General features: G+C 72.0%; 14 protein-coding genes. 9 read left to right on the top strand and 5 right to left on the bottom strand.

Annotation, left to right across the window (positions count from 1 at the left end):
- Positions 1 to 224 precede the first annotated feature (224 nt).
- Positions 225 to 998: a polyphosphate--glucose phosphotransferase gene (gene ppgK / locus CCN42_RS16240; protein ID WP_086736462.1), complete on the bottom strand. Its 774-nt coding sequence runs from the start codon at positions 996 to 998 to the stop codon at positions 225 to 227.
- A 29-nt stretch (positions 999 to 1,027) separates the two neighbouring features.
- Positions 1,028 to 2,044 (bottom strand): 4-hydroxy-3-methylbut-2-enyl diphosphate reductase, encoded by a 1,017-nt coding sequence (locus CCN42_RS16235; protein ID WP_086736460.1) that lies wholly within the window; start codon positions 2,042 to 2,044, stop codon positions 1,028 to 1,030.
- Positions 2,045 to 2,160: 116 nt separating this feature from the next.
- Here CCN42_RS16235 and CCN42_RS16230 point away from each other — a divergent pair, with 116 nt between their 5' ends.
- The 4 genes from CCN42_RS16230 (at position 2,161) to CCN42_RS16215 (ending at position 5,869) form a co-directional block, all read left to right on the top strand.
- Positions 2,161 to 3,582, top strand: a complete 1,422-nt coding sequence (locus tag CCN42_RS16230) for an APC family permease (protein ID WP_086736458.1) — start codon at positions 2,161 to 2,163, stop codon at positions 3,580 to 3,582.
- Positions 3,583 to 3,647: 65 nt separating this feature from the next.
- Entirely contained in the window at positions 3,648 to 4,868 is a 1,221-nt protein-coding gene (gene xseA, locus CCN42_RS16225; RefSeq protein WP_086736456.1) for an exodeoxyribonuclease VII large subunit, read from the top strand.
- Positions 4,865 to 5,122, top strand: coding sequence for an exodeoxyribonuclease VII small subunit (locus CCN42_RS16220; RefSeq protein ID WP_086167250.1), 258 nt, complete (start codon positions 4,865 to 4,867; stop codon positions 5,120 to 5,122). The genes xseA and CCN42_RS16220 overlap by 4 nt, the downstream gene beginning before the upstream one ends.
- 156 nt (positions 5,123 to 5,278) lie before the next feature.
- The gene (locus tag CCN42_RS16215; RefSeq protein ID WP_043503802.1) at positions 5,279 to 5,869 is read left to right on the top strand and encodes a malonic semialdehyde reductase; all 591 of its coding nucleotides are present in this window, start codon (positions 5,279 to 5,281) and stop codon (positions 5,867 to 5,869) included.
- Positions 5,870 to 5,953: 84 nt separating this feature from the next.
- Here the strand turns inward: CCN42_RS16215 and CCN42_RS16210 are convergent, their stop codons facing one another.
- Positions 5,954 to 6,535: a DUF4245 domain-containing protein gene (locus CCN42_RS16210; protein WP_086736454.1), complete on the bottom strand. Its 582-nt coding sequence runs from the start codon at positions 6,533 to 6,535 to the stop codon at positions 5,954 to 5,956.
- A gap of 127 nt (positions 6,536 to 6,662) precedes the next feature.
- Between CCN42_RS16210 and glpX the strand changes: the two genes are divergently transcribed.
- A complete protein-coding gene (glpX, locus tag CCN42_RS16205) occupies positions 6,663 to 7,694 on the top strand; it encodes a class II fructose-bisphosphatase (RefSeq protein WP_086736452.1) in 1,032 nt (343 codons plus the stop codon).
- Positions 7,695 to 7,849: 155 nt separating this feature from the next.
- Here the strand turns inward: glpX and CCN42_RS16200 are convergent, their stop codons facing one another.
- Entirely contained in the window at positions 7,850 to 8,227 is a 378-nt protein-coding gene (locus CCN42_RS16200) for a WhiB family transcriptional regulator (RefSeq protein ID WP_086736450.1), read from the bottom strand.
- A 68-nt stretch (positions 8,228 to 8,295) separates the two neighbouring features.
- Positions 8,296 to 8,973, bottom strand: coding sequence for a DUF1707 SHOCT-like domain-containing protein (locus tag CCN42_RS16195; protein ID WP_086736448.1), 678 nt, complete (start codon positions 8,971 to 8,973; stop codon positions 8,296 to 8,298).
- Positions 8,974 to 9,131: 158 nt separating this feature from the next.
- On the opposite strand from CCN42_RS16195, the gene CCN42_RS16190 reads away from it, so the two are divergent.
- The 4 genes from CCN42_RS16190 to CCN42_RS16175 form a co-directional block, all read left to right on the top strand.
- Positions 9,132 to 10,811, top strand: coding sequence for a fumarate hydratase (locus CCN42_RS16190; RefSeq protein WP_086736446.1), 1,680 nt, complete (start codon positions 9,132 to 9,134; stop codon positions 10,809 to 10,811).
- 68 nt (positions 10,812 to 10,879) lie between these two features.
- On the top strand, positions 10,880 to 12,265 hold the full coding sequence (locus tag CCN42_RS16185) for a class II fumarate hydratase (protein ID WP_086736444.1): 1,386 nt from the start codon (positions 10,880 to 10,882) through the stop codon (positions 12,263 to 12,265).
- Positions 12,266 to 12,337: 72 nt separating this feature from the next.
- Positions 12,338 to 13,030 carry a cytidylyl-2-hydroxypropylphosphonate hydrolase gene (fomD, locus tag CCN42_RS16180; RefSeq protein ID WP_211294720.1) on the top strand — a complete coding sequence of 231 codons (693 nt, stop codon included), beginning with the start codon at positions 12,338 to 12,340 and terminating at the stop codon, positions 13,028 to 13,030.
- Positions 13,031 to 13,325: 295 nt separating this feature from the next.
- The coding region (locus CCN42_RS16175; RefSeq protein ID WP_211294719.1) for a PP2C family protein-serine/threonine phosphatase at positions 13,326 to 14,774 on the top strand (1,449 nt) is incomplete at its 3' end.

Below are 14,774 nucleotides of genomic sequence, written 5' to 3'. Positions count from 1 at the left end.
CCGAGGGCGACGGGCTCGGCGCCCGGCTGATGGCCCTGTTCACGGCACTGGCGACGCAGGCCGGATGGCTGTACGGCGGAACCCTGCTCACCGGTTCCATCGTGACCGTCCGCAAGCTGAGGCTGATGGCGCAGCGGGCCACGGCCGCCCGCGTCCGCCCGCCCTCGGGCGCCTGACCGGCAGCGGCCGTCCGCATGCCCGGGCCGGGCCGGACCGCGGCGGGCTCAGCCCGCCCCGGCCGGGCCCTCGGCCGGACCGTCCGTGGCCGCGTGCATCGCCGCGCCCACGATGCCCGCGTTGTTCTGGAGCTGCGCGGGGACGATCTCGGCCTTGATGCCCTCGATGAGGTGCAGGAACTTGTGCGCCTTGCGGCTCACACCGCCGCCGATGACGAACAGCTCCGGGGAGAAGAGCATCTCCACGTGGGCCAGATACCGCTGGACGCGCTCGGCCCACTCCTGCCAGGACAGGTCGTGGTCCTCCTTGGCCTTGCTGGAGGCCCGCTTCTCCGCGTCGTGGCCGTGCAGTTCCAGGTGGCCCAGCTCGGTGTTGGGCACGAGGGTGCCGTCGACGAAGAGGGCGCTGCCGATGCCGGTGCCGAAGGTGAGCAGGATGACCGTGCCCTTGCGGTCGCGTCCGGCGCCGAAGGACATCTCGGCGACGCCCGCCGCGTCCGCGTCGTTCACCACCGTGACCGGGAGCCCGCCGAGGCGGTCGGAGAACAGCGCGCGGGCGTCGGTGTCGATCCAGCCCTTGTCGACGTTGGCCGCCGTACGCACGGTGGATCCGCCGGTGACCACGCCCGGGAAGGTCAGCCCGACGGGCCCGGTCCAGCCGAAGTGGTCGATCACCTGCTTGACGCCGTCGGCCACGCCGTCGGGTGTCGCGGGGTGGGGGGTGAGCACCTTGTGGCGCTCGGCCGCCAGGTCGCCCCTGCCGAGGTCCACAGGGGCACCCTTGATTCCGGATCCGCCGATGTCCACGCCGAAGATCTGCATGGCTCCACGTTACGACGGACGACTGACGGTCACGCCCCCGCGGCGCCCGCGCCACCCCGCTCGGCGACCAGCGCCGCCGCTTCCTCGCGCAGATCGCGGCGCAGCTCCTTGGGCAGCGAGAAGGTGATGGACTCCTCGGCCGCCTTGACGATCTCCACGTCCTCGAAGCCGCGCCGGGCCAGCCATTCCAGTACCTGCTCCACCAGCACCTCCGGCACGGAGGCGCCCGAGGTCACGCCGACCGTGGTCACACCCTCCAGCCAGGCCTCGTCGATCTCGTCGGCGAAGTCGACCAGGTAGGAGGCGCGGGCGCCGGCCAGCTTGGCGACCTCGACGAGCCGCTTGGAGTTGGAGGAGTTCCGGGAGCCGACGACGATCACCAGGTCGGCCTCGGCGCCCATCTGCTTCACGGCGAGCTGACGGTTCTGCGTGGCGTAGCAGATGTCGTCGCTGGGCGGGGAGATGAGCTGCGGGAACTTCTCCTTGAGCGCGTCGACGGTCTCCATGGTCTCGTCGACGGAGAGGGTCGTCTGGGACAGCCAGACCACCTTGGAGGGGTCGCGCACCTCGACCTTCGCGACGTCGCCCGGACCGTCGACGAGCTGGATGTGGTCGGGGGCCTCACCGGAGGTGCCGATGACCTCCTCGTGGCCCTCGTGGCCGATCAGCAGGATGTCGTAGTCCTCGCCGGCGAAGCGGACGGCTTCCTTGTGGACCTTGGTGACCAGCGGGCAGGTCGCGTCGATGGTGGCGAGGCGGCCCTGCTTGGCCTCCTCGTGGACGACGGGGGCGACGCCGTGCGCGGAGAACATCACGATGTTCCCCGGGGGGACCTCCTCGGTCCGCTCGACGAAGATCGCACCCTTCTTCTCCAGGGTCTGCACCACGTACTTGTTGTGGACGATCTCGTGGCGGACGTACACCGGGGCCCCGTACTGCTCCAGGGCTTTCTCGACGGCGATCACGGCGCGGTCCACACCCGCGCAGTAGCCCCGGGGGGCGGCGAGCAGGACACGGCGGCCAGGCGAAGCAGTCATGGCACCCATCGTAAGGCCGCGTTCGGGGGGTCAGAGATCGCGGCCGGGTCGCGTGGCCGGGGAGACTGGCCCTGAGCTGGTCGGGGCGGGACGGAACCGGACGAACGCGACGCGCGGAGGCACTGATGTCCGACACCGGCACGGCGGTCCCCCGGGCCGACGGCCACCATGGGCTGCGCCGCAGCCTGGGCTTCCGGGACCTGGTCGTCTACGGGCTGCTGTTCATCGCCCCGATGGCCCCGGTGGGCGTGTTCGGCACCCTGGACGCGCGGTCGCACGGCGCGGTGGCGCTGGTCTATCTGATCGCCACGGTGGCGATGGCGTTCACCGCGTTCAGCTACGCCCAGATGGTGCGGGTCGTCCCCCAGGCGGGCTCGGTGTTCGCCTACGCGCGCGTGGCGCTCGGCAACGAGGCCGGTTTCGTCGCCGGCTGGATGGCGATGCTGGACTATCTGCTCATCCCGGCGGTCGCCTACCTGTTCTCCGGGATCGCGATGGAGGCGCTGGTCCCCGAGGTGTCGCGCTGGGTGTGGACGACGCTCGCCGTCGTCGTCACCACCCTGCTCAACCTGTGGGGCGTGCGGGCCGCCGCACGCGTGGGGTTCGCCGTGCTGGCGATGGAGATCGTGGTCCTGCTGGTGTTCGTGGTCTGCGCGATCGTCGTCCTCGCGCGGGACGGCGCCGAGCGGGGATGGCTGTCACCGCTGTCCGGGGACGGCACGCAGGGCGCGTTCGCGCTGTCCGCGGTGGTCGGGGCGGTGTCGATCGCGGTGCTGTCGTACCTCGGCTTCGACGCCATCGCGACCTTCGCCGAGGAGGTGACCGGCGGCTCGGCGAAGGTGGCCCACGCGGTGCTCCTCTGCCTCGCCCTCGCGGGGGTGCTGTTCGTCGCGCAGACCTATCTGGTGGCGCTGCTGACACCGGTCCCGTCGGCGGAGCTGGCCGCCGACCCCGCGCGGCAGGGCTCCGCGTTCTACGACGCCGTCAACACCTCCGTCGGGAGCTGGCTGCACGATCTGGTGGCCGTCAGCAAGGCGATCGGGGCGGCGTTCGCGGCACTGGCCGGGCAGGCGGCGGCGGGCCGGCTGCTGTTCGCGATGGGCCGCGACCGCCGCCTGCCCCGCGCGCTGTCCCGCACGGACGGCGGGGTGCCGCGGGTGGCCCTGCTGTGCGCGGCGGTGATCACGCTGGTCGCCGCGGTGTGGGCGGCCCGCCGGGACGACGGGATGGATCATCTGGTCTCGGTGGTCGACATCGGTGCGCTGACCGCTTTCACGCTGCTGCACGCGAGCGTGCTGGCCTGGTTCGCGGTACGGCCGCGATGGCGGTGGGGGTCCCCCCTGGCCGAGCGAAGCCGAGAGCTCGGGGGAGGGCCGGTGAGCTGGTGGCGGCATGTGCTGGTGCCGGTGCTCGGGGCGGCGATCACCGTCGCCGTGATCGTGGAGGCGTCGGGGGCGGCGCAGGTGGTGGGTGCCGTGTGGCTGGTGGCGGGCCTGGTGGTGCTGGCCGTCCAGCGGGGCCGCCGGGGCTCCGGGGAGGCCGGCTGATGCGGCACTCCGGGCCCGGCGCAGACCGCACCGGATTGTCGGTGGGTGCCGTTACGCTCACGGGCATGGCAGTGAACACGTCCCCGGAATCCCCGCTCCCCGTCGGTGAGGTGTCGCGGCTCATCGGGGGGTGGATCGACCGGCTCGGCGCGGTGTGGGTCGAAGGCCAGATCACCCAGTTGTCCCGGCGGCCGGGCGCGGGCGTGGTCTTTCTGACGCTGCGGGACCCGTCGTACGACATCTCGGTGAGCGTCACCTGCTACCGGCAGGTGTTCGACACCGTGGCCGACGTCGTCAGTGAGGGCGCGCGGGTGATCGTGCTCGCGAAGCCCGAGTGGTACGCGCCGCGCGGGCAGCTGTCGCTGCGGGCCGCCGAGATAAGGCCGGTGGGCGTCGGCGAGCTGCTGGCGCGGCTGGAGCAGCTGAAGAAGGCCCTGGCGGCCGAGGGGCTGTTCGCGCCGGAGCGCAAGAAGCCGCTGCCCTTCCTGCCGCAGCTGATCGGCCTGGTCTGCGGTCGCGCCTCGGCGGCGGAGCGGGACGTGCTGGAGAACGCCCGGCACCGCTGGCCCCACGTCCGCTTCGAGGTGCGCAACGTCGCGGTGCAGGGTGTCCACGCGGTGCCGCAGGTGGTCCAGGCGGTGAAGGAGCTGGACGAGATCGACGACGTGGACGTGATCATCGTCGCCCGGGGCGGCGGCAGCGTGGAGGATCTGCTGCCGTTCTCCGACGAGCAGCTGGTGCGGGCGGTCGCGGCGTGCCGTACGCCGGTGGTGTCGGCCATCGGCCACGAGCCGGACAACCCGCTGCTGGACCATGTGGCCGATCTGCGCGCCTCCACCCCGACCGACGCCGCCAAGAAGGTGGTTCCGGACGTCGGTGAGGAGGCCGAGCGGGTGCGGCAGCTGCGCGACCGGGCGCGGCGCTGTGTGGAGGCGTTCGTCGACCGGGAGGAGCGCGGGCTGGCGCACGCGCTGGCGCGTCCGGCGATGGAGAATCCGCACCGGATGATCGACGAGCGCTCCGACCTGGTGGACTCGCTGACCGGGCGGGGCCGCCGTTGCCTGGGCCATCTCCTGGACCGCGCCGAGTCGGAGCTGACCCACACCCACGCGCGCGTGGTGGCCCTCTCGCCCGCGGCCACGCTCCAGCGGGGGTACGCCGTGCTCCAGAAGGCCGACGGGCACGTGGTCCGCGATCCGGGCGAGGTCTCGCCGGACGAGGCGCTGCGCGCGCGGGTGGCCGAGGGCGAGTTCTCCGTACGAGTCGAACCTAGGGTGAGTGGATGACCAGCAAGGTGGAAGAGGCGCTCGGGTACGAGCAGGCCCGGGACGAGTTGATCGAGGTCGTACGGCGGCTGGAGGCCGGCGGTACGACGCTGGAGGAGTCCCTGGCGCTCTGGGAGCGCGGGGAGGAGCTGGCCAAGGTGTGCCGGCGCTGGCTGGAGGGCGCGCGGGCCCGGCTGGACGCGGCGCTGGCCGAGGAGGCCGCGGCGGAGGAGGCCGGGGCGGCGCGGGCGGAGCCCGAGGGCGACCTGCGGTAACCGGGCTGCGGTAACCGGCGTCGCCGGTCCGGTGGCGGGGCCGAGTGCGAGGTGCGGGCTGTGAGGCGGATCACCACGGCCCGCTTTTGGTTGAACGTTGAACATCAATTCCGTAGGGTCGGAGTCGTTCACCACCCCGTCCGAAAAGGTTCAGCCATGTCCCTCGTTCTTGACCCCGCCGCCCAGGACCTGCTCTTCCGCGAGGCCCGCACCGCGAACACGTTCACCGACGAGCCGGTGACCGACGAGCAGGTCCAGGCGATCTACGACCTGGTCAAGTACGGCCCGACCGCGTTCAACCAGTCCCCGCTGCGCATCACCCTGGTCCGCTCCGCCGAGGCCCGTGAGCGGCTGGTGAAGCACATGGCCGAGGGCAACCAGCCGAAGACGGCCACCGCCCCGCTGGTCGCGATCCTCTCCGCGGACAACGAGTTCCACGAGGAGCTGCCCGAGCTCTTCCCGCACTTCCCGCAGGCCAAGGACGCCTTCTTCGCCGAGCGCCCGGTCCGCGAGAACTCCGCCCTGCTCAACGCCGCCCTCCAGGCCGGCTACTTCATCGTCGGCGTCCGCGCCGCCGGTCTGGCCGCCGGCCCCATGACCGGCCTGGACTTCGAGGGCGTGCGCAAGGAGTTCCTGGACGACGACCACACCCCGCTGATGGTGGTCAACATCGGCAAGCCGGGCCCGGACGCCTGGTTCCCGCGCTCGCCGCGGCTGGCGTTCGAGCAGGTCGTCACGACCGTCTGAGGTCGCCGCACCTCGCGCGCACCCCGCCCGCACGGAGAAGGGCCCCGGCATCCGCCGGGGCCCTTCTCGTGTCCCGTCGGCGGCTCAGCCCAGTTCCAGGGCCGCCGCCATCTGCTTGAGCTGCGCGAACGAGCCCGTACCGGCCACCACGGTCGTCGCGCCCTGGGCACCCGCGCCGGCCGAGCCGTTCGCGTCGGCCGCACCCTTCGCGTCGGCCGCGCCGCCCGCGGGCAGCACCAGCGCGTCGTACCGGCCGCCGGTGTAGCGCGTCCAGGTGCGGCCGTCGATCTCCTCGGTGGCCTTGGTCGCGTGCGCGCCGTCGGTCGTCTCGTCGATGAACCGCGACGGCTTCTCCGTGGACTGCTTGATCTGGACGTACTGGCCGTCGGGGGTGTGGAAGCCCAGGTGCCAGGTGTCGTTCTCGACGCCCTGGTACCGCACGGAGGTCGCCTTCCAGCCGCCCGGCAGCCCCTCGGGCGCGGCCACCGGGTACGGCGCGGCCCGCCGGGCCGTGAGCAGCTCGACGCGGTAGTCGACCGGCTTGAGATCCGGCTCACCGTCCTCGTGCGGGATGAAGAGGTACATGACCCCGCCCGCGAGCAAGGTCACGCCCAGGGAGAGCATCATGCTCCGGGCCGTCTTCTGCTTGCCGTTCGTACCTGCCACGCCCCTATGGTCGCAGGTGCCCTGGTCCGCTCATCCGTGGGGTGGCCTGCTCATTTTGTCGCCCTGACGATAGAGTCATGGCCAACACCCTCATCCGGCCGTCGTCGTATCAGAAAGGTGCGCTCCGATGACCGAGCATCATCTGCCGTCCGAACTCGATGTCCCCTCCGAGGCTCCCGACCGCAACCTCGCCCTCGAACTCGTCCGCGTGACCGAGGCGGCGGCGATGGCCGCCGGCCGCTGGGTGGGCCGCGGCGACAAGAACGGCGCCGACGGAGCCGCGGTGCGCGCCATGCGGACCCTCGTCTCCACCGTCTCCATGAACGGCGTCGTCGTCATCGGCGAGGGCGAGAAGGACGAAGCCCCGATGCTCTTCAACGGGGAGCGCGTCGGCGACGGCACCGGGCCCGAGTGCGACATCGCCGTCGACCCGATCGACGGCACCACCCTGACCGCCAAGGGCATGCCGAACGCCATCGCCGTGCTGGCGGCGGCGGAGCGCGGCTCCATGTTCGACCCGTCCGCCGTGTTCTACATGGACAAGCTGGTCACCGGCCCCGAGGCGGCCGACTTCGTGGACATCGACGCCCCGGTGGCGGTGAACATCCGCCGGGTCGCCAAGGCCAAGCGGGCCACGCCCGAGGACGTCACCGTCGTCATCCTGGACCGGCCCCGGCACGAGGGGATCATCCAGGAGATCCGGGAGACCGGTGCCCGGATCAAGCTCATCTCGGACGGCGATGTCGCCGGGTCGATCCTGGCGCTGCGCGAGGGCACCGGCGTGGACCTGCTGCTCGGCATCGGCGGCACCCCCGAGGGCATCATCTCGGCCTGCGCGGTGAAGTGCCTCGGCGGCACCATCCAGGGCAAGCTCTGGCCGAAGGACGAGGAGGAGAAGCAGCGGGCGATCGACGCGGGACACGACCTCGACCGGGTGCTGACCACCGAGGACCTGGTCACCGGGGAGAACGTGTTCTTCGTGGCGACCGGCATCACCGACGGTGAGCTGCTGCGGGGTGTGCGGTACCGGTCGGAGACCGCGACGACCGACTCGATCGTGATGCGGTCGAAGTCGGGGACGGTGCGGCGGATCGACTCGGAGCACCGGCTGAGCAAGCTGCGGGCGTACAGCGCGATCGACTTCGACCGGGCGAAGTGACGCCCACTGAAGCGGGTGGCACGGATGCCGGGCGGCCGCGGGTTGTCCGTGGCTGGCCGCCCGGTTCCCCGCGCCCCTGAGGGTGGGCCGGCGCGCCCCGCGTGAAAAGGAGGCGCCCCCTGTGCGGAGGGGGCGCCTTTCGCGTGATCGGGCGGTCAGCCCGCTGCCGCTATCTGGTTGGCCGCCCTCGCCGCCTTCTTCAGCTCCACGTCGCGGCGGCGGCGCCGGGCCAGGACGACTCGGCGTTCGGCGGCGGTCAGGCCGCCCCAGACGCCGTACGGCTCGGGCTGGAGCAGGGCGTGCTCGCGGCACTCCACCATCACCGGGCAGCGGGCACAGACCCGCTTGGCCGCCTCCTCGCGGGAGAGCCGCGCGGCCGTGGGCTCCTTGGAGGGGGCGAAGAAGAGGCCGGCCTCGTCGCGCCGGCACACCGCCTCGGTGTGCCAGGGAGCGTCTTGATCCCTGTCTCGTGCTGGCACCCGCGGGGCCGGAACGGCAGCTACCTGCAGGGACGAATGCGGCGGTTGCAGCACGGTCTACTCCTGACGACGGCTTCGCGAGCGAGAGACGATGCAGCAAGGTCTACCCGCTGTACGCGCGCCTATGCAGGGAGTCCCCGACCGCCGGTTCGGTCGCCGCGGACACGGTCGAGGATGTCGGCGACGCGCCTGCCCCGCTTGGGACGGGCCTCCACGCCGCCGAGGACCGCCCAGCCGTCGACGTAGATCACGGGCGCGTTCGGGTCGTCCGCGTCCAGCGGCTCCACGTCGAAGCCGCCGAGGACGGCGCCGCCGGTGCCGCGCAGCGACACGTTCTCCGGCACCGTGATCTCGACGCCCCCGAACAGCGCGAAGGCCTTCACCACGACCTGCTGGTACTCGAACAGCGCCTCGCTGAGGTCGATCTCCACCCCGCCGAAGATCGCGTACGCGTGGATGCGGCGCCCCGCGCGCCAGCGGCCCTTGCGCAGCGCACCGCTGAACACCGCGACCACGTTGTGGTCCGGGTCCACCGGGATGGCACCGGCCGTGGGGCGGCCGGGCGCGGGGCCGTACACCGGGGTCGCGCGGTGCTGGTGCGCGCCGGGCAGGTCGCGGACGAGCGGTTCCAGCTCGCCGACCGTCCTGGCCCGGAAGACCTCCTCGACCCGCTCGGCGTGCTCCTCCGCGGTGAGGCGGCCCTCGGCGAGGGCGCGGCCGAGGAGGTCGGCGACGCGGTCACGTTCGGCGTCCGAGGCGCGGAGTTCGGAGGCGGGCGCGGTCTGCTTCTGAAGGTCCACGACAGCAGCGTACCGAAACACGATAGATCGCGATAGCCTTTGCCGGATTCCGGCGGAGGTCCAACTGAGCCTTACCTCACAGGCTCGCCGTCATCGCCAGGTTCTACGCTGGTGGACGCTGCCAATGGAGGCCAGCCGCTGTCTGCCGTGAGTGAGGAATGGGCGAGATGCCTGAGTTCGCGTACACCGATCTGCTCCCCATGGGAGAGGACACCACCCCGTACCGGCTGGTGACCTCCGAGGGCGTGTCCACGGTCGAGGGGCCGGACGGGCGGACGTTCCTGAAGGTGGAGCCGGAGGCGCTGCGGAAGCTGGCCGAGGAGGCGATCCACGACATCCAGCACTACCTGCGCCCGGCCCACCTGGCCCAGCTCCGCCGGATCATCGACGACCCGGAGGCGAGCTCCAACGACAAGTTCGTGGCGCTGGACCTGCTGAAGAACGCGAACATCGCGGCGGCGGGCGTGCTGCCGATGTGCCAGGACACCGGCACGGCGATCGTCATGGGCAAGCGCGGGCAGAACGTGCTGACCGAGGGCCGCGACGAGGAGGCCCTGTCCCGGGGCATCTACGACGCCTACACCAAGCTCAACCTGCGGTACTCGCAGATGGCTCCGCTCACCATGTGGGAGGAGAGGAACACCGGCTCCAACCTGCCGGCGCAGATCGAGCTGTACGCCGCGGACGGCGGCGCGTACAAGTTCCTGTTCATGGCCAAGGGCGGCGGCTCCGCCAACAAGTCCTTCCTCTACCAGGAGACCAAGGCGGTCCTGAACGAGGCCTCCATGATGAGGTTCCTGGAGGAGAAGATCCGTTCCCTCGGCACGGCCGCCTGCCCGCCGTACCACCTGGCGATCGTCGTCGGCGGTACGAGCGCCGAGTACGCGCTGAAGACCGCGAAGTACGCCTCCGCGCACTACCTCGACGAGATCCCCGCCGAGGGCTCGCCGCTCGGCCACGGCTTCCGGGACAAGGAGCTGGAGGAGAAGGTCTTCGAGCTGACGCAGAAGATCGGCATCGGTGCCCAGTTCGGCGGCAAGTACTTCTGCCACGACGTGCGCGTGGTGCGGCTGCCGCGGCACGGCGCCTCCTGCCCCGTCGCCATCGCCGTGTCCTGCTCGGCCGACCGGCAGGCCGTCGCGAAGATCACCGCCGAGGGCGTCTTCCTGGAGCAGTTGGAGACCGACCCGGCGCGGTTCCTGCCGGAGACCACCGACGAGCAGCTGGAGTCGGAGGGTGACGTCGTCAGGATCGACCTCAACCAGCCGATGGACGACATCCTCGCCGAGCTGACCAAGTACCCGGTCAAGACCCGGCTGTCGCTGTCCGGTCCGCTGGTCGTGGCGCGAGACATCGCGCACGCGAAGATCAAGGAGCGGCTGGACGCGGGCGAGGAGATGCCGCAGTACCTGAAGGACCACCCGGTGTACTACGCGGGCCCGGCCAAGACGCCCGAGGGCTACGCGTCCGGCTCCTTCGGCCCCACCACGGCCGGGCGGATGGACTCCTACGTCGAGCAGTTCCAGGCGGCGGGCGGGTCCAAGGTGATGCTGGCGAAGGGCAACCGGAGCAAGCAGGTCACCGACGCGTGCGCCGCGCACGGCGGCTTCTACCTCGGCTCCATCGGCGGCCCCGCGGCCCGGCTCGCCCAGGACTGCATCAAGAAGGTCGAGGTCGTCGAGTACGAGGAGCTGGGGATGGAGGCGGTCTGGAAGATCGAGGTCGAGGACTTCCCGGCCTTCGTCGTCGTCGACGACAAGGGCAACGACTTCTTCCAGAACCCGGCGCCCGAACCGACGTTCACGCACATTCCGGTGCGGGGTCCGGGGCTGGGCTAGCTAGCCCTTCCGGGGGGCGGGTCCCCGCCCCCCGGAACATCACGCGACCCCCGATCGCTATAGCCGGTATGAGCGAATACCGCATCGAGCACGACTCCATGGGCGAGGTCCGGGTCCCCGCGGACGCGAAGTGGCGGGCACAGACGCAGCGGGCGGTGGAGAACTTCCCCGTCTCCGGGCAGCGGATCGAGCGGGCGCACATCGAGGCGCTGGCGCGGATCAAGGCGGCGGCGGCGAAGGTGAACGCCCGGCTGGGGGTCGTGGACAAGGAGGTCGCGCAGGCCATCCAGGAGGCCGCCGCGGAGGTCGCCGAGGGGCGGTGGGACGAGCACTTCCCGGTGGACGTGTTCCAGACGGGTTCGGGGACCTCGTCCAACATGAACGCCAACGAGGTCATCGCGACGCTGGCCAGTGAGCGGCTGGGGACGGCCGTGCATCCGAACGACCACGTCAACGCCTCGCAGTCGTCCAACGACGTCTTCCCGTCCTCCATCCACATCGCCGCCACCGCCGCCGTCACCCGTGATCTGATCCCCGCCCTGGAGCATCTGGCCGCCTCGCTCTCCCGCAAGGCCGAGGAGTTCGCGGACGTCGTGAAGTCGGGGCGGACGCATCTGATGGACGCCACCCCGGTGACGCTGGGCCAGGAGTTCGCGGGGTACGCCGCCCAGGTGCGGTACGGGATCGAGCGGCTTCAGGCCTCCCTCCCCCGGCTGGCCGAACTGCCGCTCGGCGGGACGGCCGTCGGCACCGGCATCAACACGCCGCCCGGCTTCTCCGCCGCCGTCATCGAGGAGGTGGCCCGCGCGACCGGGCTCCCGCTCACCGAGGCGCGCGACCACTTCGAGGCGCAGGGCGCCCGGGACGGGATCGTGGAGACCAGCGGGCAGCTGCGGACCATCGCCGTGTCGATGACGAAGATCGCCAACGATCTGCGGTGGATGTCGTCCGGGCCGCGCACCGGGCTCGCCGAGATCTCGCTGCCCGACCTCCAGCCGGGCTCGTCGATCATGCCGGGCAAGGTCAACCCGGTCGTCCCCGAGGCCGCGTTGATGGTCGCCGTGCAGGTCATGGGGAACGACGCGACCATCGCCGCCGCGGGCGCGGCCGGCAACTTCGAGCTGAACGTGATGCTGCCGGTCATCGCGAAGAACGTGCTGGAGTCGGTCCGGCTGCTGGCCAATGTGTCGCGGCTGCTCGCCGACCGGACCGTCGACGGGATCGTCGCGCACCGGGAACGCGCCCGCGAGTACGCCGAGTCGTCGCCCTCGGTGGTCACGCCGCTGAACAAGTACATCGGGTACGAGGAGGCCGCCAAGGTCGCCAAGAAGGCGCTCGCGGAGCGGAAGACCATCCGTCAGGTGGTGCTGGAGAGCGGGTACGTCGAGCGGGGCGCGCTGACCTTGGAGCAGCTCGACGAGGCGCTGGACGTCCTGCGGATGACCCGCCCGTGACCCGCGCTCGCGCGCGAGTGAACCGTGACGCGCACCGCAGCGTCGTATGCCGGTGACACCTAATATCTGTGCATGGCAGACGACGGAACGGTGAGAGAAGTGGAAGCGGGCGGGGCGACGGCCTTCTGGGCGCCGGGGAGCCAGATCCTGTGGCGGTACCGGGAGAACGCCGGCGACCGCTTCCACATCGTGCGCCCCGTCACCGTCGTCCGCGACGACGAGGAACTGCTCGCCGTCTGGCTGGCGCCCGGCACCGAGTGCGTGAAGCCGGTGCTCGCCGACGGCACTCCGGTGCACCTGGAGCCGTTGGAGACCCGTTACACCAAGCCGCGCACGGTGCAGCGCGACCGCTGGTTCGGCACCGGGGTGCTGAAGCTGGCGCGGCCCGGTGATGCGTGGTCGGTGTGGCTGTTCTGGGAGCCGGGCTGGCAGTTCAAGAACTGGTACGTCAATCTGGAGGAGCCGCTGGCCCGCTGGGCCGGCGGCGTGGACTCCGAGGACCACTTCCTGGACATCTCGGTGCACCCGGACCGCAGTTGGCACTGGCGGGACGAGGACGAGTTCGCCCAGGCGCAGCGGGACGGCCTGGTCGATGCCCGGCTCGCCGAGCGGGTGCGGGCGGCGGGGCGGGACGCGGTGGAGGTGATCCGCGCCTGGGGCCCGCCGTTCCCGGACGGCTGGCAGCACTGGCGCCCGGATCCGTCCTGGTCCGTCCCCGTTCTGCCGGACGACTGGGACCGCACGCCCGCGCACCTGTCCTCATGAGACCCTTGATGCGCCCCCGGGCAAGAAACGTAGGATCGTCCTCCGCAAGGGCGCGCGGCGGCAACTCCCGGGGCGCGCAGCGGGCCTGACCACATGTCACCGAGGGGCGGCAGGACGTGAGCGAGGGGTACGAGCGCAGCACCCGTGCGGGCCGCGACCGGTCCGCGAGTGGCACAGGAACAACCTTCGACCACGCGGGAAATCCGTTCCCTGGGCACGTATTCGGGGTATCGGCCTTTCTGCGGGACGAACTGCAACGGCGCACGCGGTACGCGCGGCGCGCAGCCCCGGACGGATGGATTCGACACGCGTGACGGAGCAGCCGACCTCCTTCGAGCGCCCCCAGGCGGGCGCCTCCCCCGTGGATCCCCGCGGGGCGCTCCTGCGTACCCCGGGGCAGCAGCGCAGCACGCCCGGCGGATCCGGGTTACCCGAGGCCCAGGCCCGCGGCACCGGTGAGACGCCCGCGGGCCCGCCGGTGCCGCCCGGTCCCGACGGCACCGGACCCGAGCACGCCCAGCCGGCCGCCGCCGAGCAGCTGGACGCGCCTCCCGCGCGCCTGAAACCGAGCGTGGGGGACCACCGGCCGCGCCCCGCTCCGGAGGGCATCCCGGCCCAGCCGGGCCTGGAGCAGGAGCGCCGCAGCGGCCAGGGCCTGCCGCCCGGCCGGCCCACACCCATGCGCCGGGACGGCGACCGGCTGCGCTTCGTGGGCGCCGCGACCCGGCGGATCGCCCGCGGCATCGACCTGGACGAGATCGTGATGGGGCTGTGCCGGGCGACCGTGCCGACCTTCTCCGACGCGATCCTGGTCTATCTGCGCGACCCGCTGCCGGTCGGCGACGAGCGGCCCGCCGGCCCGGTGGTGCTGCGGCTGCGCCGCACCGACCGGATCCCGGAGGAGCGGGACACGGACGGCGGCTTCCTGCCCGTCTTCCAGCCCGAGCCGTCCGAACTGTCCGCGCTCACCGCCGAACTGTGCGAGGTGCGGCCCGGCGGCGCCCTCAACGAGGTGCTGCGCGGCGTCCGCCCGGTCTTCGCCGACGCGCCCGCCGCCCGTGCCGCGCTGCCCGAACTCCTGGGCGAGGAGGGCGAATCGATCATTCCCGGCGGCCAGCGGGCCATCCTGGCGCCGCTGCGCGGCCGGCGCCGGGTGATCGGCGCGGCGGTCTTCCTGCGCCGTCCGGAGCGGATCGCCTTCGAGGCCGACGACCTCCTGGTCGCCGCCCAGCTCGCCACGCACAGTGCGCTCGGCATCGACAAGGCGGTGCTGTACGGCCGTGAGGCGTACATCGCCGACGAGCTGCAGCGCACCATGCTGCCGGAGACGCTTCCGCAGCCGACCGGTGTGCGGTTGGCCTCCCGCTATCTCCCGGCCGCGGAGACCGCGCGGGTCGGCGGCGACTGGTACGACGCGATCCCGCTGCCGGGCAGCCGGGTGGCGCTCGTGGTGGGGGACGTCATGGGTCACTCCATGACCTCCGCCGCGATCATGGGCCAGCTGCGGACCACGGCGCAGACCCTCGCCGGGCTGGACCTGCCGCCGCAGGAGGTGCTGCACCACCTCGACGAGCAGGCCCAGCGGCTGGGCACCGACCGCATGGCGACGTGCCTCTACGCGGTCTACGACCCGGTCTCGCACCGCATCACCATCGCCAACGCCGGCCATCCGCCGCCCGTGCTGCTGCATCTGGGCGGGCGGGCCGAGGTGCTGCGGGTGCCCGCGGGCGCGCCGATCGGCGTC

Origin of the sequence: Streptomyces glaucescens (assembly GCF_002154375.1) — a bacterium.
GTDB classification, from domain to species: domain Bacteria; phylum Actinomycetota; class Actinomycetes; order Streptomycetales; family Streptomycetaceae; genus Streptomyces; species Streptomyces glaucescens.
Note: the sequence above shows the minus strand (reverse complement) of the source record. Positions and strands in the feature narration are given on the sequence as shown.

Excerpts from the sequence above, each read along its gene's own strand:
- ppgK (WP_086736462.1), bottom strand. The coding sequence starts at position 998 with ATGCAGATCTTCGGCGTGGACATCGGCGGATCCGGAATCAAGGGTGCC.
- CCN42_RS16235 (WP_086736460.1), bottom strand. The coding sequence starts at position 2,044 with ATGGGTGCCATGACTGCTTCGCCTGGCCGCCGTGTCCTGCTCGCCGCC.
- CCN42_RS16230 (WP_086736458.1), top strand. The coding sequence starts at position 2,161 with ATGTCCGACACCGGCACGGCGGTCCCCCGGGCCGACGGCCACCATGGG.
- xseA (WP_086736456.1), top strand. The coding sequence starts at position 3,648 with ATGGCAGTGAACACGTCCCCGGAATCCCCGCTCCCCGTCGGTGAGGTG.
- CCN42_RS16220 (WP_086167250.1), top strand. The coding sequence starts at position 4,865 with ATGACCAGCAAGGTGGAAGAGGCGCTCGGGTACGAGCAGGCCCGGGAC.
- CCN42_RS16215 (WP_043503802.1), top strand. The coding sequence starts at position 5,279 with ATGTCCCTCGTTCTTGACCCCGCCGCCCAGGACCTGCTCTTCCGCGAG.
- glpX (WP_086736452.1), top strand. The coding sequence starts at position 6,663 with ATGACCGAGCATCATCTGCCGTCCGAACTCGATGTCCCCTCCGAGGCT.
- CCN42_RS16190 (WP_086736446.1), top strand. The coding sequence starts at position 9,132 with ATGGGCGAGATGCCTGAGTTCGCGTACACCGATCTGCTCCCCATGGGA.
- CCN42_RS16185 (WP_086736444.1), top strand. The coding sequence starts at position 10,880 with ATGAGCGAATACCGCATCGAGCACGACTCCATGGGCGAGGTCCGGGTC.
- fomD (WP_211294720.1), top strand. The coding sequence starts at position 12,338 with ATGGCAGACGACGGAACGGTGAGAGAAGTGGAAGCGGGCGGGGCGACG.